This is a genomic window from Chromobacterium sp. INPA-IVC (assembly GCF_059047085.1).
In genome coordinates, this window is the sequence record NZ_JBTNLS010000001.1 from 486,285 (window position 1) to 505,476 (window position 19,192).

The window sequence follows — 19,192 nt, forward strand, 5'->3', positions numbered from 1 at the left end:
TGCACGTGCCGGCTTAACCTGGCCGTCGTCCCATTCCCCGCAAGAAGTTCTGCTGCGCGCGCCAGAGCCCCTGATAGCCGATGCGGCGATAGGGCAGGCCATGTCGGCGCGCCTGCTCTTCGACGATTCGGGCCAGCGCCGGATAGTGGCGATGGCTGTAGGCCGGGAACAGGTGGTGGGTGAGGTGCAGATGCAAGCCGCCCAGCAAATGCCCCAACGCCCGCGGCCTGGGCTGCCAGTCGCAGCAGGTCAGGAACTGGTGCTCATGCCAGGTGTGCGGCATTTCCGTGCCTTCGGGGCGGAAAAACTCCACTTCGGCCCAGTGGGTGCCCAGGATCATCGCTACCAAAATGCAGGAAGCCACCATCAGGCCGGCCAAGTAGCACAGCAGCAAGCCTCCCCAGCCGATGACGTCGCCAGGCAGGCAATACCAAGGCAAACCCAGCAACAAAACCAGGTGCCCCAGCTTGCTCAGCAAGAATCCACCGACTGGAACGGGCTGATTGTCGTATTGCCGCAATTTGCTCTTGCCCAGCAGGTCCAGCCAATCGCCATACCAGCACAGATAGGGCAGGGATAAGGCCGCCACCAGCGGCCAGTAGCGATGCTGGAAGCGAAATTGCGGGGCCCAATCCTGGAATGGCGTCTGCCGCAGGAACGGGTTGGGCTCGATGTCCAGGTCATAGCCGTCGACATTGGGGTAGGTATGGTGCAGATGCACATGCCGCCGGGTCCAGATGTCGGCGTCTATGCCCATCGGCAGGCTGGTGGCGCGGGTCAGCCAGCGGTTGAGCCTTGCGTTGCGGAACAGGGCGCCGTGGGCGGCGTCGTGCAAGGTGTTCATCGCCAGCAGCATCGCCATGACGATGGCTGCGATGTAGGGCGGCGCGAACGACCACGCCGTCGTCGCGCGCAAAGCCAGCGCATAACAAACCAGGCTGAGCGCCGCCAGCGCCGCGCCTTTCAGCCCCACGCGCCAATCTGCGTGGCGATGGTCGCCGCGTTCGGCCAGATAAGCCTGGGCGGCGCGCTGCAGGTCGATGCGGAACGGCAGCTTTGCCGACGACTGGAATCTCAGTTTGCCCATGCAGCCTCCCTTAGGCGCAACCCGGCCAGGCCATGGACAAGCAACAACGCCAGCAAGGCCAATGCCCAGCCGTCGCGCATGCCGAACATGCCGGCGCACAGCGCCGGCATCGCCAATGTCAGCGCCAGCCAACCCAGCCAGCCCCAGCGCCGCTCATCCGACATGCCGCCGATGGCGATGGTGCCGGCCACCAGGCAGGCGAATACGCTCCATTGGCCGATGGCGTCCCAGCCGGCCACCCGCTCCACGTAATAAATCACCATGCCGAACAGCAAAATCCCGCCGGTGGCGATGTAGGCGGCGGGCATCCGCATCGCGCGCTGCCCGGACGGAGCGAAACGGCGCCGGAACCAGGCTTGCAGCCCCTGGTTGCTGGCCCAGAACGGGTTGTAGCCGGGCGAAGCCCCGTTCACGCCATAATGCAGCGGGATGTCGTCGCGCTCGGGCTGATAGCTGCCGAACAGCTTGTCCCAGATCAGAAAGGTGCCGCCGAAATTCTTGTTCAGGTACACCGGATGAGTGGCGTGGTGGACGCGATGATTGGACGGCGTCACCAGCACCCGGTCCAGCCAGCCGCTCTTGCCGACGAAGGCATTGTGGTTGTACAGCTGCACCGCGTAATGGAAGGACGACGCGGCGACGAACATCTCCAGCGGCAGGCCCAGCACCGCCAGCGGCGCGACGAATAGAAACGAGGTCAGCGACGAATACCAGGAGTTGCGGATACCCAGCGACAGGCTGAAATGCTCGCCCTGGTGATGCACCACGTGCACCGCCCAGAAGATGCGCCAGGTGTGGTGGGCGCGATGCATGCAGTAAAAGCTCAGGTCCCAGGCGACGAAGGCGAATACCCACTGCCAGAACACCGGCAGCCGGTCCACCAAATGCAGGTTGGCGTATTGCAGCAACAAGCCGAAGCCAGCCACCTCCACGCCGCGAAACACCCACATCACGATGTGGCCGGAGTTGAGGTTGAAGATGATTTCGCGCCAGGGGATGGCCTCGCGGCGCCAATGGCGCAGGGCGAGCAGCTCCAGCAGCACGACAGCCAGCATGACGGTGAAGGTGAGGGCGAATACGTTCATGTGCGTCGATAAGAAAGGGGGGGAACAGTGACCGGCCGCGCCGCCAGCAGACCGCAGAGCAGCCCCAGCGCCACGCCGGAGGACAAGTCGATGAACAGATGGCGGCGCAGCTGGATCACGGAGAACAGAATCGCCAGCGCCCATGCCAGCGCCAGCCAGGATCGCCAACGCCGGACGCCATCCCACAAGGCCCAGGCGGCAAGCGCGGTCAGCGCGCCGTGCAAGGAGGGCAGGCAGTTGTGCGGCGTATCGAAGCGCAGGAAGAAGCGCAGCGCCTCGGCATGTCCCCCGTCGCCGGCGATGGGCGGATACGCCAGCGTGGTCGGCCACAATAGGAACGCCGCGCCCGCCGCCAGCGCGCACCACTGCATCGCGCGCTGCAGCCAGAGCAGCCGCCCCGGGCTGGTGAATAAATAGGCCGCGGGCACGATCAGGAAAAACGACGCGTACAGCCAGATCGCCGCCGGATTGAAAGGAATCCAGCGATCCACGGCCAGCTCGGGCAGGACGATCGCGCGCCGTGGCCACAAACTGCCCAGCGAGTAAGCGCAGCCTACCGATGCCCAGCCCAGCAGCATGTGGCGCAGCCTGGGCGGCAGCCAGTCCAGCGCGCGCCTCATGCCAGCTCCCTGACGATGCGCCTGCGCTTGCGGGTGGCATCCATCGCCGGCACGCGGTCCGACAGCGTCCACCGCAACGACTCGGCGTCCACGCCCAGGCCCGCCAGCGTCCGCTCCAGGCGATGGCGGATGGCCGGCAATGCCGCCGCCGGCACCTCGGCGTCCAGCGCCAGTTCGGCCGGCCCGGTTTGGCGCAGCCGGTAATCGGCCTCAAGCGGCAAAGCGGTCGCCAGCGCGCGGCCCATCACGTCGGCGAACACCGTCAGTTCACCGCCATCGCGGCCCGGCAGCCGCAGCATGTCGTCGCAGCGGCCCTCCACCGCGTCCAGCGCCATCGCCGCGCATCCGCACGGACAGGGCTCGGCGCGCGCCTGCAGCACGTCGTTGAGCCGGTAGCGGACGATGGGCTGGGTGCGGCGGCTGAAGTCGGTGATCACCGGCACGAAACGACGTTTTTCCTCATCCAGCCATTCGGGCTCGACATGGATGTACTCCTCGTTCATATGCAGCGTGCCGTATTCGCAGCTGCTGGCCAGAAAGCCCTCGGTCGCCTGGTAGATTTCGTGCACGCAGCCGAAAACCTGCTCGATCACCGCGCGATCCTGCGGCTCCAGCACCTCGGCGATCGAGTACGCCCGCTTGGGCGACAGTCGCAGCCGTCCGTCCAGCTGCGCCAGCGCCAGCGCGCGCAACACCTGGGCCGGCGCCAGCAAAATGGTGGGCGCGTAAGCGTCAAGCGGCGGCAAATGCCCGTCCAACGGCTGGAACAGGTCGAAAAAACGGAAAGTCAGCCAGCGGCTGCGCACCGCGCCGTAGAGATTGCTGTTGGCGCGCAGGAACAGCGCCACTTTCTCGCCGGCCAGCAAGCCATCAGGCAACGCCTTGGCCAGCATGATGCCGGCCCATTGCGCTTGCTCGCCCTTGCTGACGACAAAAGCGCCGCGTTGGCCGGACGTGCCAGACGACAGGCCAACCGTATGGCCGTTCAACGTGGCGGAAAAGTCGCGGCTGCGCTCGGCGCGCAATGCGGTGTCCATCACGTCGGCCAGCTTCAGTCCCGCGGTGTTCATATCGTCGAAATGCTCGAGCATCGCGGCCTTGTCCATCCGCGGCCATTGCGCGAAGGGCAGGGCGCCCAGCTTGGCGAAATAGGGGCTGCGCCGGCGCAACCCAGCCAGAAAGCGCCCCATCTGCCGGGCCTGATGGCGCTCCAGCGCCGCTCGGTCGCGAAAGCCCAGCCGCCTCGTCCGCCAGTACGCGGTTAGGATGCGGATCAGTCTCAGCATGCGGTGTCGGCCTCCTGGTGCGTCAGCAAGATCTCCACGCGGCCGCCCCGGTGCAGCGCGTGCAGTCTGGCCAGCGTGTCGTAATAAGCGCGGCGGCTATGCTGCACCAGGAAAGACAGCTCGGACGGGCCGCGCAACTCCCGGTAGCCTTCTTGCGCCCAGGCCGCGTCCGACGCCAGCAGCGTCCAGCCTGAATCGCCCAGCACGAAAGCGCCCAAGTGCCCCGCCGCATGTCCCGGCAGATCCACCACAAACACTTCGCCGCTGCCGCTGACATCGCGGCCATGGCGGAACGGCGCCAGCTCGGCGGGCAGCGCCTGCAAGGGAAGCCCCTCGATAAAGGACAGGCGGTTCTCCATATCGGCCGGCAGCAGGCCAGGCAGAAAGGCCTGTCGCACCGCGGCCAGCCCGCTCAGGCCGCGCACCGCGCGCCAGCCTTGCTCCGAGGCCATGACCCGGGCCTGGGGAAAGTCCCGCAGGCCGGCGATATGGTCGGCGTGGAAGTGCGACAACAATAATGTGTGTATATCGTTTGGGCTTATGCCGCGCCCGCGCAGCTGCTCGCGCAGCGATCGGGCGCTGTCGAAATGCACCGGCGTCACCATCGGGTACAGCCGATAGGCGCCGCGGCGGCTGGCATCGAAAAAATGCTCGGAATAACCGGTATCCCACAGCAATAGGCGATCCCGGGTTTCGATCAAATAGGCGCGCGAAGGGAAGCAGCGGCTAGCCAGCCCCGCGCCTTTCAGCGCCATGCAGGCCGGATGGGTGCAATGCCCAACGCTGAACGCGGTGACGCTAGCCATGCCCATGCTCCCTCAGCCAGTTCGCCGTGCGCGCCAGGCCCTGGTCCAGACTGTACGGCGGCAGGTAACCCAGCACATCGCGCGCGCGGGTATTGTCCAACGTCATGTCGAAATGGATCGCGCCCAGGCTGTAAGGCGTCAATGCCGGCTCCTTGCCCGTGAGCGCGGCCCACAGCTGCGCGAGGCGGCTGGCCGCGCGCAGCAAGGGGTAGGGCAGACTGACGATGCGCAAGGGCCGGCCCAATTCCTGGGCGAACACCCGCGTCAGCACATCGCGCAGCACGGCCGGCTGCTGATTGGTGATGTTGAATGCCTGGCCGCTGGCAAGGCTGGGATGCATCGTGGCCAGCCACATCGCGTGGACCACATTGCCGACATAGGTCAGATCCAGCGTCACCGCGCCGCCGCGCGGCAGCGGCAGGCGTCCGCCGCGTTGGCTCAGCATGCGCGCCAGCCTGGGCATCAACACCTGGTCGTGCTCGCCGAAAATGGCGCGCGGCCGCAAGATCGTGGTCCGCAGCGCGGGATAGGCGCGCGCAGCCTCAAGCACCTTTTCTTCGGCCTGCGCCTTGGTGCGGGCGTAGGCGTTGACGAAGCGGCGCGGGCGGAACACCTCTGGCACGTCGTAACGATGGCGGAAGTCGAAATACAGCGCCGGCGTGGAAATGTGGATGAAGCGGCTGGCGCGCGATTGCCCAGCGGCTTTCAGCAGCTTGTCGGTAGCATGAACGTTGGCGGCGACGAAATCGGCGTCCCGGCCCCAAGGCGCGGAAAGGGCGGCGCAGTGCCATACCGCGTCCACGCCCTCCAGCAGGCCTTCCAACTGGCCTTCGGCGGCGGCAGCCAGGTCCAGCGCGACGAATTCCGCGCCCAGGCCCGTCAGCTCGATGCCCGCCTGCCGATTGCGGCCGGTGGCGCGCACCGCGCAGCCCTTGTCCAACAGGTAAGCGACAGCATTGCGCCCCAGGCCGCCCGTAGCGCCGGTGACCAGCACCCGCGTCACAGGTCCCATACCAACCCGCCCAGATTCAATCCCGCCGCCGTGCCCACCATCAACAGGCGCTTGCCGGCGCGGGCGCGGCCGTCGACAAAAGCCTCATGCAGGGCGGTGGGCAGGGAGGCCGCCACCTGGTTGCCGTGCGAGGCGTAGATGTCGACGATGCGGCCGGCGGCGATGCCCAGCCGCTTGGCCATATGCTGCATGCCCAGGTGGCTGGCCTGGTGCGGCACCACGCAGTCTATGCTGTCCAGCCCCCCCGGAGTGGCGTCCATCAACGCATCCAGAAAATCCGGCATCAGCCGCGACGCCAGCTTGAAAACGGCCTTGCCGTTCATGTCGAACAGGAAATCGCCTTCGACGACGCCCCGGCGCGGGTTGCGCTGGGTGCCGCCGGCGCGAATCTCGCAGAAATTGCGGCCTTCCGGATAGGTGGACAGCTTGAAAGTCCGCAAGCCGCGGTCTGGCGCGCCGCGCTCGACGATGGCGGCCGCCGCGCCGTCGCCGAAAATAAGCGAGGCCTCCGGATTGGCCCAGTCCAGCCCGCGCGAGGCCAGATCGGCCGAGACGATGGCGATGCGACGATACGCGCCGGAGAGCAGCAGGCTGTCCGCCACTTGCAGCGCGGACAGAAAGCTGAGGCAGCTGGCGTTGACATCGAAGGCGGGCAAACCGGCGGGCAAGCCGGCCGCATGGGCGATGAAACTGGCGGTGCCAGGCAAGGCCTGCTCGGGAATGCCGCAAGCGCCGATCAGCAGATCGATGCCGGATACGCTTATTTCCGCGCGGTCCAGCGCATCCTTCAGCGCGCGGGCGCCAAGTTGGCTTTGGGATTCGTGATCGCCGGCAAAATGCCGGGTGTGGACGCCGCTTTTTTTCAAACTTTGGCCGCGGCGGCAGCCAAGCTTCATATCGAGGTCATCAGCGGTGACGAGCTGGCTTGGCAGCGCCTTGCCGGTTGCAATCAAATTCATTCAGGTTCAAGGTACAATTTAGATTTGCTTGCATTTTCATGTATTGCAACATTCCAATACAAGCCAATCCATATCAAAACCATATGAACATAGCGACAAATCCAGAGTAAACCGCTGACAGGCAATGCCAATCATCATGACTGTCAATTAGTACAGTTGCGGGATTATTCTTATGGTTTTAAGCATTGTTTTCGGCCGCGCGGCCATGTAGCCGCCAGCGAAGAATTGCAATGCCGTGAAAATTACTCATGAATCAAAATGAGGACAGGAAGCGCCTCCTGGGGGCGCAAGCTCCGTCATGAATACCTGCATCGCCGATCAATCGAGACATGCGCATGGCAAAAAAACACTCCGCACGACAACAGCGTCCATTTCCCTGCTCGGTGCGCAGCCGCACCCAGGCGCGCATCCCGCGCTTGCGCCCCGCAATGAGCTGCGCGGCGGCGCTGAAACGCATCGTTCTTGAGTGCTTGCGCCAACTCATGGCCAACACGCCAAGCATTTGCGAAGGGGATGACGCCGAGCCTATCCATCAGGGCAGGGTGGCCATCCGGCGGCTGAGAACCGCTCTCAAAACCTTTGCGCCGCTAGTTCGCGGCCGGAGGTGGAAAACCATATCCGGCGACCTGAAATGGTTGGCGGGCATATTCGGCAAAGCGCGCGATCTGGATGTTCTGGCGCTGGAAACATTGCCGGCCATTCAGGTCGGCCTATCCAGCGAAACGATGAAACCCGCCCTGGCCGCCCTGAACGCCGCCCGGCGGGATGGCCGGGCGGCCTGCCGCGTAGCGTTGGCCTCCCGCCGCTGGCGCACGCTTCCAAGCCGCATGCTGGATGGCCTCGACAGCCTGTCGCCCTCGCATCTCGACAATCTGCCGCAATTCGCCAGCCACACGCTGAAACGCCAGCGGGCGGACATGCGCAAACTATGGAAACAAAAAGGACATTCCGCCGAGCAACTGCACGAACTACGCAAGCAAGGTAAAAAACTGCGCTACGCCATAGAGTTCTTTTCAGACCTGGAGCTGGATGGCGCCCACAAGCATTTTTTGAGCAAGTTACGCGGTTTGCTGCAGGCCTTGGGCGACTATAACGACGCCGTCACCGCCAGGGAGTGGTGCAGGCATCTTGAGCCGGAAGGTCTCCGGACGCTTTTGGCGCAACGACTAGATGAACGAGTCGGACAAGCAGAGACAAAGATGCTTGCTTTCTAAAACAATCGGGTTCGCTTGTCCTTCAAGGCCGGCCAATATAAAGATCCTGGCGCAACACCGATCGGTGATTTGAAAGCAAAAAACCTTCTTTAGCAGGTCTTTCGTAAGTATTTCCTCGTACATCCTTATGCTTTCAGCAACGCTAGATTTGGGGTATGTCCTCACGGAAGGTGGCCGCCATGCTGGGTTTGATCGTTGACTTCGTCGGCGGCGCGTCTGATAAGCAGCACCGGGTCGTGGCTGAGGAAGCAGAGCTAGATCGTTTAGGGTATCGGGCGTATTTGACTACACGCGACAAGGACGGAACGGTTCATGCCCTTGCCGTTCCGCTCGAGTGGACGGAAGACGAGGCAAGCTGGGCCATCTTGGAGAAGATGTCCTTCAAGTGCTTGGGCAATCCGGTGATGTGGTGACATCGCAGCCGCCGTAAAGCTCCACGCCACAGGCTCCGGCCTAGACGGGTAACTGACATTACCCATCTTTTCTCAATTTGAGATTTTTTCCGCTGGCTTTAGTCTTTGATTTTGTACATCCGAGGCGGTGCTAGGCAGGTACATTTTGGACAAAACACTTGCGTAGCGATCAAGCAATTCCTGAGACGGAGTCTCTGGAATGCGCAGCGGCATCAAACCGACTTGCCGAATAACAGCATCCCGCATCTTGTCCTTTTCCTCTTTTCCTATGTGACTGCTATCGTCCAGCTCTATGACCGCGATCATGGTCAGATCACTCTTGCAAATGAGGAAGTCAGCAACTTTTTGGTTCATGGTCCTGCGCAGCCACTCTCGTTGCCGCCAGCTTCCTCCCTTGGTGTCTAGTATCTGGCTGAACGCAACTTGCGGGAAAACTAGAAAATTGGGACTAAGGCTGAGGGCTAGTCGCCGATAGCATTCAATTTCGCGGGGCGTCAGGATAGTGGGGCGCTTTAGTACAAATCGAGCTGAGCCATAGTTGTTTGTTTTTTCTACCTCTTGTGGCTCAGGCTCTTGAGGCTGGATTTTTTGTTCTCTTTGAATCCTTTTCGCTGTCTTGGGCTTTCCCGGCCTCAGCACGAGAGCAGCGGCACCGGCGAGGATGATAGAGATCACAAAGAAGCTGAGCATGATATTGGTTGGCCTGGAATCAAGAAATTTATGACAATGATGTATTTTGCCTACATCAGCCCCTCAATCAGAGTGGCCTGTTGCTCGACTCATCTTCAATCACCATGTCATCAGACATGACAATTGCGGGAATGCCAATCATTTGTTCTATTCTTACGGCACGAATTAAAGCTTCGCTAACAACAAATAAATTCCTTCCCTGGCTTTTCTCCCAATGCTTACCTTTGCTTATAGCTCCTCGCAACATAAAATTTTGAAATAGCACGTAAAACCATAAATTTCTAACTGCTGATTAGGAATTATGTGTAGATTCAAACTCATTGGATACTCTACTTGCGAACCCAAGAATATCGCAAAATGCGACATAGTTATCATTGAAATCTGCTTCAAACTCACATGTTTCATTCATTTTCACCTACCCTCATTTTTCGTTAGATACCACATTTACAGGGAGTCAAGACCCGGCTCGGGAGACCGCGCTAAGCGCGGCGGCCGGGGCTTGACTCCCTACGGCCATGCACCCTGTAATCGCCCCGGGTGATCCCGGGGACGCCTGCCCGGCGAGGGCTAGATTCTGCAACCTTGTTCTGTCATTTGGTTAATGACTTGCTGCCGCTTGGTTAGTGGCTGGTCTACGTGATACGGGCTGTTTGGCTCTAGAGCGAGGTCGTAGTAGTTGCGCTGGTTTCGCAGCTGTTCGCATGAAGGCGATGGAGGTGGAGCAGGGCGCCGGCTCTCTCCTTGTGCTTTTAGGGCGGCTATGTTCGGATCGTCTACGTTTAGCATCATTCGCCTGTAGGTTGTTCCCATGGGGCAGAACTGCGCTGTCGTATAGATGGATTGAGTGTCGTTCACTTTGCATTCGATTACGGCTGCTTGCGTACTTGCTGCAATCAGTGCGAGTGGAATTGCCATCCGCTTCTTCATGCCAGCCCCTTTATTCAAAATGGATTTTTAGTCTACTCGCATCGCGCTTGTCTGTGGTAGTTCTCACGGTAGAAATCTCGCTCGGTCATCAACCGTTCAATTAGGTCTGCTTGCTCGGTTGCGAGCTGCGCTGCGCTGTGCGCCTGTATTCGCGAATTTGCATCCATTCATCAAATCGTACCATCGGGGGTGTCGTCAGGATTTTACATAATATAGATTATGCGAACTTATAAGTACCCATGAAACTACCTCAATGTAACAGCCACCAAACAATCTCATTGCGGATCATAAGCGAGGAAGCTGGTAGCATTTCTCCCTCAGTCATTGGGGAGTAGCCATTTCCGGCCAGTCTGGACAGCCCGCGTCAACAAACTTGAGGCCGCATGCCTCATGGTGCGGGCGGCTCTGTCTTTGCGTCACTTGAGCAAGACAGGTCAGGCAAGACCTTTGGCCGCGATGCGTTTGCCAGCCGGGCAAGCCGCATTGCGCGCCATCGGTATTCGCTTGCCCGGCCGGATTGCTTTCATGTTTGTCACGCTTGTTCTGTTCTTTCTGTCCGCCGGCGCGATCTATATCGCCTGCGAGTATTTCGTCAACGGCGTCGAATGGCTTGGCCGCCGCTTGAATTTGGGCGCTACGGCGATCGGTTCGGTGCTCGCGGCATTCGGGACCGCGCTGCCGGAATGCGCGGTAACGCTGATGGCCGTGGCATTCGGCAACACGCCTGAACAGAAAAGTCTTGGCGTCGGCGCGGCGATGGGCGGGCCGTTGGTTCTGGCCACCCTCGCTTACGCCGTTGTCGGGCTAGCCCTTCTCTTGAACCGAAAACGACTGGGGCGCGCCTCCGGGCGAACACAGGCGGATCATGCCAGCCTCAGCCGGGATCAGGCTGTTTTCTTCGGCGTGTTCGCGCTGAAGGTGGGATTGGGCTTGTTTGCCTTTTCCATCAAGCCCTGGCTTGGCTTGGCGTTCTTGGCTGCTTACGTCGTTTATGTCTGGCGTGAGATACGGGACGCGGAAACCGCCGCGGACGAGGAAGACCTGGAGCCGTTGAAAATCCGCCCTTCCGCTGGCGAAACCTCGCTGACCTGGCCCTGTCTCCAGACTCTGCTGGCTTTGAGCGTCATTGGCCTGGCTTCCCATCTCTTCGTGGCCCAACTCGAGGCGATTGGCCTAGCCATGGGCTGGTCCCCGCATTTGACTGCCTTGTTGCTCAGCCCGGTTGCGACTGAACTGCCGGAAATCATGAATGCGCTGATCTGGGTGCGCCAAGGGAAGGAACGGCTGGCGTTGGCCAACATTTCCGGCGCGATGATGATCCAAGCCACCATTCCCAGCGCGCTGGGGCTGATGTTCACCCCCTGGCTGTTTGATGGCCCGCTGCTTGTCGCCGGCGCGATCACGGCGCTGGCTGTCGCTTTTCTCTGGTTGAATTTCCGGCGCGGCGCGGTAGACGGCCGGGCGCTGGTGATGGTTGGCGGCCTGTATGGGATTTTCGCGTGGGCGATCGTCGGCTGTTTCTGAAAATCAGACCTACAAGGCGGCATTGCAACGTGTTCGATGCCGCCGCCCTGCCCCTCTATCACTCCTCTACCGGCTCTTCCTCGGCGTCCTCGCCGCTTTCCAGCCGCAACTGGGTCGATAGCTGCTTGTTGTTGCGTATGCCCAACTTGCGCAGCTTCTCCGCGCTGGTCATCAAGTTGCCGCGGCCGCTGGACAGCTGTTTCATCGCGTCGGAGAAGGTGTCGCGGCTGGTATCCAGCTGCTTGCCCAGCTTCTCCATATTGGCGACAAAGCCGGCGAACTTGTCGTACATCGCCCCGCCCTGCCGCGCGATCTCCTGCGCGTTCTGGTTCTGGTATTCGTAGCGCCAGATGCTGGCGACGGTGCGCAGCGTGGCCAGCAGCGTGCTGGGGCCGACGATCATGATGCGGCGTTCGAAAGCCTCGTTGAACAGGCTCATGTCGTGCTGCACCGCCAACAGATAGGCCGGCTCCACCGGGATGAACATGAACACGAAATCAAGCGTGTTCAGCTTGTACAGATCCTGATAGCGCTTTTCCGACAGCGAGCGGATGTGGGCGCGGATGGCGGCGATATGGCCTTTCAGCTCGGCCTCGCGCGCCGCGTCGTCTTCCGCCGCCGTGTAGCGGACATAGGCATTCAGCGACACCTTGGAATCCACCACCAGCTGCTTGCCTTCTGGCAGGTCTATCACCACGTCCGGCTGATAGCGCTTGCCGCCGTCGTCGGTTTCCAGCGTATCGGACACCTGCACCCGGTACTCGCGGTCCTTGGTCAGGCCGGAGGTTTCCAGCACTTTTTCCAACACCATTTCGCCCCAGGTGCCCTGCGCCTTGCTGCTGGCGCCGGTCAGGGCGTTGGTCAGCGCCACGGCGTCGTCGCCCAGGCGGGTGTTCAGCTCCTGCAGGCGCTTGAGCTCGGTCTCCAGCGTCAACCGCTCCTTGCTGTCCTTGTCGTAAGTGTCCTGCACCAGCTTGCCGAAGTTCTGGATGCGCTCGTGCAGCGGATTCAGCAGCGTGCCCAGGTTTTGCTGGTTCTGCTCAGTGAAGCGCTTGGATTTTTCTTCCAGAATGTCGCCGGCCAGCGCCTTGAACTGGTCCGACAACGTCTGGCGCGCTTCCATCAGCAAGGCCAGCTTTTCCTGGCTCTGGCGGCGCTCATTGTCCAGTTGCGTGGCCAGTTCCTGCTCGCGCGCGCTCAGGCGCACGATGTCCTCGCCCTGCTTCTGGCTGCGTTGCTGCAAGGCGTCCAGCAAGCGCCCCTGCTCCTCGCTGGCCGCCAGCTGCGACGATAGCCGGCGCAGCTCCAGCTGCAATCCATCCAGCTGCTGGCCGCGCTCCTGCAGCTGCCCTTCCAGCTCCGGCACACGCTGGGCGCGGGCGACATAAGCGCCCAGCTGGGTCTGGCTGTCGGCCAATTGCTGGCTTTGCGCCTGCAAAGCCCTGTTCGCCTCCTGCTCCCGACCTCTCGCTTCTTCCAGCTGCGGCCGCAGCGCATCCAGCTGCGCCTGCAATCCCGCAGTCTGTTGCCGCAACGCATCCAATTCCCTGACGCTTCTTCCGCGCGCTGCCCAAGCCGCGGCGCCGCCGCCCAACAGGCCCAGCAGCAGGCCGATCACCAACATTTCCATCGAAACACCCCATCGCGCCAGCCGCGCTAGTCGCCCAGCTGATTGATTACAAAAGCCGCCCGTTGCTCCAGCGTGCCCTGCGGCACTTCCGTCAATGGATATCCCAGGCGGGCATAAACACGCTCCATCGCCTCACAGGTGCGCACCGCCTCTTCCAGGCTCTGCCGGCGCTCGCTGTCCTGCGCGAAAATCTCCAGCCAAGGCCTCAATAGAAACACTTGATCGTAACGAAAAACGCTAGCGGCCTTCTCCAAGTGAGCGGGAACCTGCAGCCCGGTCAGCTCGAGATACCCGATGATGTCCGGAATACCCCGATCCAGAAACACCGGCCCAGCCTCCCGCTCGGCCATGCGGAAATTGCGCATGTCCCAGCCCAGCATCTGTTCGGCGAACGCGCCCGGGTCCACCCACGGCAGCGCGTTTCCGCCTATCCGCTGCTGGTCCTGGATGATGGCCCGCCCCGCTTCGTCCAGCGCCGGGTAGCCCATGGTTTGCAGCGTCTCCAGCAATGACGTCTTGCCCGCGCCGGGCCCGCCGGTCAGGACCAGCAATTTAGCCAGCGCGGTCCCGTCCTTGCCGCTCAACTTGCCGCTCAAGCGGCCGCCCAATGCTGCAGATACACTTGCAGCTCTTTGCGCCCCTGCCATTCATTGGCGATCAGCTGATACACCGCCTGGATGCGGTCCGGCAGCCAGTCGGCGTGGTTGAACAGCATGGCGTCGAATTCGCAGCCCTCGCGCGCCAGGCGCAGCTTCAGGTGCTTGTCGCCCACCAGTTTCTGGTTGACCACCATGAACTGGTCGTGGAAGTACGGCACTGGGAAGCCCTGCCCCCATACCTCGGCCGCCAGCGTCTCGGCCAACTGCAGATTGACGTCCCGCGCCGGCAGGCTACCGTCGGTTTCTATCATCCGGGTCAGTTGCTTCTCATCCATCAGCTCGCGCGCCACCGCCTCGAATGCTTGCTGAAACTCCGCGAAGCGGCTTTCATCCAAGCTCAGGCCGGCCGCCATCGCGTGGCCGCCAAACTTCAAGATCAGGCCCGGGTGGCGCTTGTAGACCAGGTCCAGCGCGTCACGCAGGTGAAAACCGGGAATCGAGCGGCCGGAGCCCTTGATCTCGCCCTCGTCGCCAGGCGCGAATACGATGACGGGTCGGTGGAAACGCTCCTTCAACCGGGAAGCCACAATCCCCACTACGCCCTGGTGCCAGTCGTCGCGGTACAGGGTCAGCGTGTAGCGGTTGCCGGCGTCGATGCCGGACAATGCCGCCAGCGCCTCGTCCTGCATGCCGGCCTCGATGCCGCGCCGCTCGCGGTTGAGCTTGTCCAGCTCCTGCGCCAGCCGCACCGCCTGCTCTTCATTGCTCGCCAACAGGCAGGCGATGCCCAGGCTCATGTCGTCCAGCCGGCCGGCGGCATTCAGCCGCGGACCCAGCGTGAAGCCCAGATCGAAAGTGTTGGCTTTATAGTGGGCGCGGCCCGCGACGCGGAACAAGGCGGCGATGCCCGGCGCCATCCGCCCGGCCCGCATCCGTTTCAGGCCGTTCTCCACCAGGGTGCGGTTGTTGCGGTCCAGCCGCACCACGTCGGCCACCGTGCCCAAGGCCACCAGATCCAGCAGCACGCCCAGATTGGGCTGGGTCTGCTCGTCGAACACGCCGCGCCGGCGCATTTCCACCCGCAGGGCCATCAGCACGTAGAACATCACGCCGACGCCGGCCAGATTCTTGGACGGAAATTCGCAGCCGGGCTGGTTGGGATTGACGATCAAGGCATCCGGCAAGGTGTCGCCCGGCAGGTGGTGGTCGGTCACCAGCACCTCGATGCCGCGCGCCTTGGCGGCGTCCACCCCGGCCACGCTGGCGATGCCGTTGTCGACTGTGACGATGATGTCAGGCCGCTTCTGCGCCGCCAGTTCGACGATCTCCGGCGTCAGGCCGTAGCCGTATTCGAAACGGTTGGGCACGATGAAGCCGATGGTGGCGCCCAGCATCGACAGGCCCTTAACCGCCACCGCGCAGGCGGTGGCGCCGTCGGCGTCGTAGTCGGCCACCACCAGCAGGCGCTGCTTGGCGGCGATGGCGTCGGCCAGGCGGCAGGCCATCGCTTCGGCGTTCTTCAGGTTTTGATACGGCAGCAGGCCTTTCAGACCGTAATCCAGCTCTTCGCTGTCGGCGATGCCGCGGGCGGCGTACAGCCGCGCCTGCAGCGGAGTCAGCCCTTGGCCAAGCAGCTTGTGCTGCAGTTCGGCGGGCACTTCTCGAGTGACGATTTGCGACATGTTTTCTTCTAGTACAGCGCCGCCAGCGGCAGCGCGCGTTTCCAGAACTTCCACAAGTCCGATGGCTTCAGCGTGAGCTCGAAGCCGGCCGGGCCGGTGGCGATCAGCGTCAGTTGCTCCAGCCGGCCCCGGCGCAGCGCGGACAGCATGGGTGCGAACCAGTCGCGCTCCATCCGCTCCAGCGTCTCGCGCCAGCCCCAGGCGTCGCGGTATTGCGCGGCCGCCTGCAGCGCGTCCAGCGCCAGCAGGCAATCATCGCCAGGCTCCAGGCCGCCAAAGGCGAACGGCGCGGCGTCGATGCCCATGCCCGATCGCTCCGCCAGCAAGCGCAGCGCCTCGTCATCGGCCAGCAGTCTGGCCGCGGGAGCGCGCCAGGCGCCGGGCTCGCCCTCTCCCCACAGCCACACGCTGTTGACGGCCAGCTCGCCGCGCATTTCGCGCTCGTCGTTAGCTGGGTGGGTGTACAGCAGCATTTGCAGCTCGTTCAGCATCCGGCTCCAGGCCAGGCCGTCGTCGCCCTGCGGCAGATGGCGGTTGATGTCTTCGCCCACCACGTCCCACAGTGGCGTGAAGCGCGCATGCAGCGGCTTGTCGGATCGCAACAGCCAGCGCCCCGGCGCCGCCGGGTGGAAACTCAGGCCATCTTCGCCGAAGTGTCGGCTCAAGGCATCCGTCAGCTTGACGGCTTCGTCCTGGCTCACCTGCATCACGCCCACATCGGCCAGCAATGCCCGGTCGCGATCCACCCTCAAATGCACCGGATCGGCGAACAGCCAGTCGCCACTTTCGGCGTCCAGGCCGGCTTCGGCGGCGGCTATCCGCGCCAAACCGGCCGGCGCGGCGCCCCACAGCCGGCCCAGGCATTCGGCGTGGCTCTGCTCGCGCCGCTGCAGCACACCCTTGCCCAGCAATTGTTGCAACGCCGGCACACTCAGCCCCTTGCCGACCTCCGCGCCGTCATGGGCGTCCAGCCAGCATAGGCCGGGTAACAACAGGGTTAATTTCATATTCTTGCCAGATGGGTTGGGGATGGCGGCCATTTTGGCCGCTGGTCATTTGGCTCGAGCATCATTCTGCGGCACACTGACGTCTTTTGCCGGAACTATCGCGCGAGCCGCCTACCAAACATGATTTTGGCGCATGCATGCGCTGGAATCGGATCAATATTTTGCATAGGCAGGCGGCGCCTGCCCGGAAAAGTGATGGATTATCGCAAACTGCTACACATCCCGCAAAAGTGCGCCAGCCGGCTGGTCAACCACCACCTGAGCTGGCTCGGCATCGCCGCCTGCCTGCCGCTGCTGGGCACGGCCACCGCCTTCGCCGTGGCCAACGGCGCCAAGGAAACCCTGCCCGAGCAGGTTAGGCAGCAACAAGTGATCGAACGGCTGGCGCTGCCGGAATTCCATTTCGCCGATAGCCAGACCCGCTACTGGCGCGACGAAGCGGTCAAGCGCGGCGACACCGTGGCCCGGGTACTGAACCGCCTGGGCGTCCGCGACAACGAAGCCCGCGCCTTCCTGTATACCAGCCCGGTGGCCAAGGATCTGCTCAAGCTGAAAGTCGGCGCCACGCTGACGGTGCAGACCAACGACGCCGGCGAGCTGTTCGGCCTGCGCTTCCTGCAAGACGACGACAACGGCGAGCAACTGCTGGTGGCGCTGGAGAAGCGCGACGGCAAATGGCAGGCCAGCGCCGATCCGGTGGCCGCTGAGAGCGTGGAAACCGTACGCTCGATCACGCTGAAGCGCGGCGCCGCCGCCGAGCTGGCCACCGCCCGCGTGCCAGCCGACATCCGCAACCAGTTGTCCGAAGTTTTCTCCGACCAGTTCGAACTGTCCAGCCTGAAGCCCGGTGATCGCATCAACCTGGTCTACGAGACCATGGTCTACGCCGGCAGCTCCATCGCCAGCGGCAACCTGCTGGCGGTGTCTATCGAACGCGCCGGCAAGCTGCACCAAGCGTTCTATTTCGCCCATGACAGCGAAAGCGGCGCCTACTACGACAGCGAAGGCAAGCCGGTCAAGAAGGGCTTCAGCCGCCAGCCGGTGGCCGGCGCCCGCATCAGCTCGGGTTTCGGCCTGCGCATGCATCCCATCCTGCGTTCGCTGCGCATGCATTCCGGCATCGACTACGCCGCCAGCGCCGGCACGCCCATCGTGGCGCCGGCCGACGGCGACCTGGTCAAAGTGGCGCGCGAGAACGGCTACGGCAACGTGGTGATGATACGCCACAACGCCAAGCTGACCACGCTGTACGCCCATATGCGCGGCTTCGGCAAGGGCATCCAGGCCGGCGGCAAGGTAAAGGCCGGCGATGTGATAGGCTATGTTGGAAGCACGGGCCGCTCCACCGGCGCCCACCTGCACTTCGAGGTGCGGGTCAACGACCAGCCAGTGGACCCGGCCACCAACGCCCTGCCCACTCCGGGCCTGAGCAAGACCCAGCTCGCGCAGTTCGACGCCAAGAAACAGGTGCTGAGCGCGCGGCTCGACCTGCTGCAGAACATCCCGGTCAACGTTGCCCAGATCGATTGATGACTGACCTATACATTGGAATGATGTCCGGCACCAGCCTGGACGGCGTAGACGCCGTGCTGGTGCGCTTTGACGACGCCGGCCGGCCCCAGCCGCTGGCCGACCATGTCGTGCCCTATCCTGCGGATGTGAAGAGCGCCGTGCTGGCGCTGCAGCCGCGCGGCCACGACGAACTGCACCGCGCGGAAACGCTGGCCAACCGGCTGGCCGAGATCTACGCCCAGGCCGCCAGCGAATTGCTGGCAAAGTCGGACCGCCATCCAAACGACATCCGCGCCATCGCCTGCCACGGCCAGACCGTTCGCCACGCGCCGCACGACGGCTACACGGTTCAGATCGGCAATATGGCCAAACTGGCCGAACTGTCCCGCATCGACGTGATCGCCGACTTCCGCAGCCGCGACGTCGCCGCCGGCGGCCATGGCGCGCCGCTGGTGCCCGCGTTCCAGCAAAGCGCTTTCTCGAACCCGGACGAAAAACGGGTGATCCTCAATATCGGCGGCATCAGCAACATCGCCCGGCTTCATGCCGGCCAAGAGGCGATCGGCTTCGACTGCGGACCCGGCAATATGCTGATGGATGCCTGGTGCCTGCGCCACACCGGCCAACCCTTCGACGACGACGGCCGCTGGGCCGCCGGCGGCGCGGTCCACGCGCCATTGCTGGCCGCGATGCTGGCCGAGCCTTATCTGACGCAGCCGCCGCCCAAAAGCACCGGCCGCGACCTGTTCGACAACGAATGGCTGGCCGGAAAGCTGGCCGCGCTATCGTCCGCGCCTTCTGCCCAAGATGTGCAAGCCACCTTGCTGGCCTTCAGCGCCCGCGGCATCGCCGACTCCATTCTCGAGCACTGCCCCGGCAACCAGGCGGTCTACGCCTGCGGCGGCGGCGCCCGCAACGGCGCGCTGATAGCCGAGATATCCCGCTTGCTGCCTGGGCAGCAGGTGAGCGCGATCGAAGCGCTGGGACTGCCCGCTCAGCTGATCGAGGCGATCGCCTTCGCCTGGCTAGGATGGCGTTTCGACCATCGCCAAGCCGGCAACTTGCCCTCCGTCACCGGCGCGCAGGGGCCTCGCGTGCTGGGCGCGCTGTATCCTCGGTAAGGTGAAAAGCTTCGCATC

18 protein-coding genes and 1 riboswitch are annotated in these 19,192 nt (G+C 63.1%); of the genes, 6 read left to right on the plus strand and 12 right to left on the minus strand.

Annotated features, from left to right (window positions below; all coding sequences use genetic code 11):
* Window positions 1-13: 13 nt before the first annotated feature.
* From ACX17K_RS02035 to ACX17K_RS02065, 7 genes are read right to left on the minus strand one after another with little or no spacing between them, the layout of a single operon-like run.
* Window positions 14-1,087 (minus strand): acyl-CoA desaturase, encoded by a 1,074-nt coding sequence (locus ACX17K_RS02035; protein ID WP_493773473.1) that lies wholly within the window; start codon window positions 1,085-1,087, stop codon window positions 14-16.
* A complete protein-coding gene (locus ACX17K_RS02040) occupies window positions 1,075-2,172 on the minus strand; it encodes a sterol desaturase family protein (RefSeq protein WP_347371988.1) in 1,098 nt (365 codons plus the stop codon). Before ACX17K_RS02040 ends, ACX17K_RS02035 begins: the two co-directional genes overlap by 13 nt.
* On the minus strand, window positions 2,169-2,792 hold the full coding sequence (locus ACX17K_RS02045; protein ID WP_493773474.1) for a phosphatase PAP2 family protein: 624 nt from the start codon (window positions 2,790-2,792) through the stop codon (window positions 2,169-2,171). The genes ACX17K_RS02040 and ACX17K_RS02045 overlap by 4 nt, the downstream gene beginning before the upstream one ends.
* Complete coding sequence (locus ACX17K_RS02050; RefSeq protein ID WP_493773475.1) at window positions 2,789-4,078, minus strand: F390 synthetase-related protein; 1,290 nt, start codon at window positions 4,076-4,078, stop codon at window positions 2,789-2,791. The genes ACX17K_RS02045 and ACX17K_RS02050 overlap by 4 nt, the downstream gene beginning before the upstream one ends.
* Complete coding sequence (locus ACX17K_RS02055) at window positions 4,072-4,884, minus strand: MBL fold metallo-hydrolase (RefSeq protein WP_493773476.1); 813 nt, start codon at window positions 4,882-4,884, stop codon at window positions 4,072-4,074. The genes ACX17K_RS02050 and ACX17K_RS02055 overlap by 7 nt, the downstream gene beginning before the upstream one ends.
* Window positions 4,877-5,896 carry an NAD-dependent epimerase/dehydratase family protein gene (locus tag ACX17K_RS02060; protein WP_493773477.1) on the minus strand — a complete coding sequence of 340 codons (1,020 nt, stop codon included), beginning with the start codon at window positions 5,894-5,896 and terminating at the stop codon, window positions 4,877-4,879. The genes ACX17K_RS02055 and ACX17K_RS02060 overlap by 8 nt, the downstream gene beginning before the upstream one ends.
* Window positions 5,884-6,603, minus strand: a complete 720-nt coding sequence (locus tag ACX17K_RS02065) for a 3-oxoacyl-[acyl-carrier-protein] synthase III C-terminal domain-containing protein (protein WP_493773478.1) — start codon at window positions 6,601-6,603, stop codon at window positions 5,884-5,886. The genes ACX17K_RS02060 and ACX17K_RS02065 overlap by 13 nt, the downstream gene beginning before the upstream one ends.
* Between ACX17K_RS02065 and ACX17K_RS02070 the strand changes: the two genes are divergently transcribed.
* The 3 genes from ACX17K_RS02070 (at window position 6,574) to ACX17K_RS02080 (ending at window position 8,482) form a co-directional block, all read left to right on the plus strand.
* Window positions 6,574-6,942 (plus strand): hypothetical protein, encoded by a 369-nt coding sequence (locus tag ACX17K_RS02070; RefSeq protein WP_493773479.1) that lies wholly within the window; start codon window positions 6,574-6,576, stop codon window positions 6,940-6,942. The two genes, ACX17K_RS02065 and ACX17K_RS02070, sit on opposite strands and share 30 nt — an antisense overlap.
* Before the next feature lie 248 nt (window positions 6,943-7,190).
* Entirely contained in the window at window positions 7,191-8,069 is an 879-nt protein-coding gene (locus ACX17K_RS02075) for a CHAD domain-containing protein (RefSeq protein ID WP_493773480.1), read from the plus strand.
* Window positions 8,070-8,248: 179 nt separating this feature from the next.
* A complete protein-coding gene (locus ACX17K_RS02080) occupies window positions 8,249-8,482 on the plus strand; it encodes a hypothetical protein (protein WP_493773481.1) in 234 nt (77 codons plus the stop codon).
* A gap of 72 nt (window positions 8,483-8,554) precedes the next feature.
* Here ACX17K_RS02080 and ACX17K_RS02085 read toward each other — a convergent pair whose 3' ends face one another.
* Window positions 8,555-9,172 carry a DUF2726 domain-containing protein gene (locus ACX17K_RS02085; protein WP_493773482.1) on the minus strand — a complete coding sequence of 206 codons (618 nt, stop codon included), beginning with the start codon at window positions 9,170-9,172 and terminating at the stop codon, window positions 8,555-8,557.
* Between the two features lie 1,241 nt (window positions 9,173-10,413).
* Window positions 10,414-10,547: riboswitch (yybP-ykoY riboswitch) on the plus strand.
* Window positions 10,548-10,555: 8 nt separating this feature from the next.
* Between ACX17K_RS02085 and ACX17K_RS02090 the strand changes: the two genes are divergently transcribed.
* On the plus strand, window positions 10,556-11,623 hold the full coding sequence (locus tag ACX17K_RS02090; RefSeq protein WP_493773601.1) for a sodium:calcium antiporter: 1,068 nt from the start codon (window positions 10,556-10,558) through the stop codon (window positions 11,621-11,623).
* Between the two features lie 58 nt (window positions 11,624-11,681).
* Here ACX17K_RS02090 and ACX17K_RS02095 read toward each other — a convergent pair whose 3' ends face one another.
* The 4 genes from ACX17K_RS02095 to ACX17K_RS02110 are packed head-to-tail and all read right to left on the minus strand — an operon-like array spanning window position 11,682 to window position 16,541.
* Window positions 11,682-13,253, minus strand: coding sequence for a DNA recombination protein RmuC (locus ACX17K_RS02095; protein ID WP_493773483.1), 1,572 nt, complete (start codon window positions 13,251-13,253; stop codon window positions 11,682-11,684).
* Window positions 13,254-13,279: 26 nt separating this feature from the next.
* Window positions 13,280-13,849 (minus strand): AAA family ATPase, encoded by a 570-nt coding sequence (locus ACX17K_RS02100; RefSeq protein WP_493773484.1) that lies wholly within the window; start codon window positions 13,847-13,849, stop codon window positions 13,280-13,282.
* On the minus strand, window positions 13,846-15,534 hold the full coding sequence (recJ, locus tag ACX17K_RS02105) for a single-stranded-DNA-specific exonuclease RecJ (protein ID WP_231163169.1): 1,689 nt from the start codon (window positions 15,532-15,534) through the stop codon (window positions 13,846-13,848). The genes ACX17K_RS02100 and recJ overlap by 4 nt, the downstream gene beginning before the upstream one ends.
* A gap of 8 nt (window positions 15,535-15,542) precedes the next feature.
* A complete protein-coding gene (locus ACX17K_RS02110) occupies window positions 15,543-16,541 on the minus strand; it encodes a hypothetical protein (protein WP_493773485.1) in 999 nt (332 codons plus the stop codon).
* Window positions 16,542-16,736: 195 nt separating this feature from the next.
* On the opposite strand from ACX17K_RS02110, the gene ACX17K_RS02115 reads away from it, so the two are divergent.
* Together ACX17K_RS02115 and ACX17K_RS02120 are read left to right on the plus strand one after the other, a co-directional pair.
* A complete protein-coding gene (locus ACX17K_RS02115) occupies window positions 16,737-18,071 on the plus strand; it encodes a M23 family metallopeptidase (RefSeq protein ID WP_493773486.1) in 1,335 nt (444 codons plus the stop codon).
* On the plus strand, window positions 18,071-19,174 hold the full coding sequence (locus ACX17K_RS02120; protein ID WP_493773487.1) for an anhydro-N-acetylmuramic acid kinase: 1,104 nt from the start codon (window positions 18,071-18,073) through the stop codon (window positions 19,172-19,174). Before ACX17K_RS02115 ends, ACX17K_RS02120 begins: the two co-directional genes overlap by 1 nt.
* Window positions 19,175-19,192 lie beyond the last annotated feature (18 nt).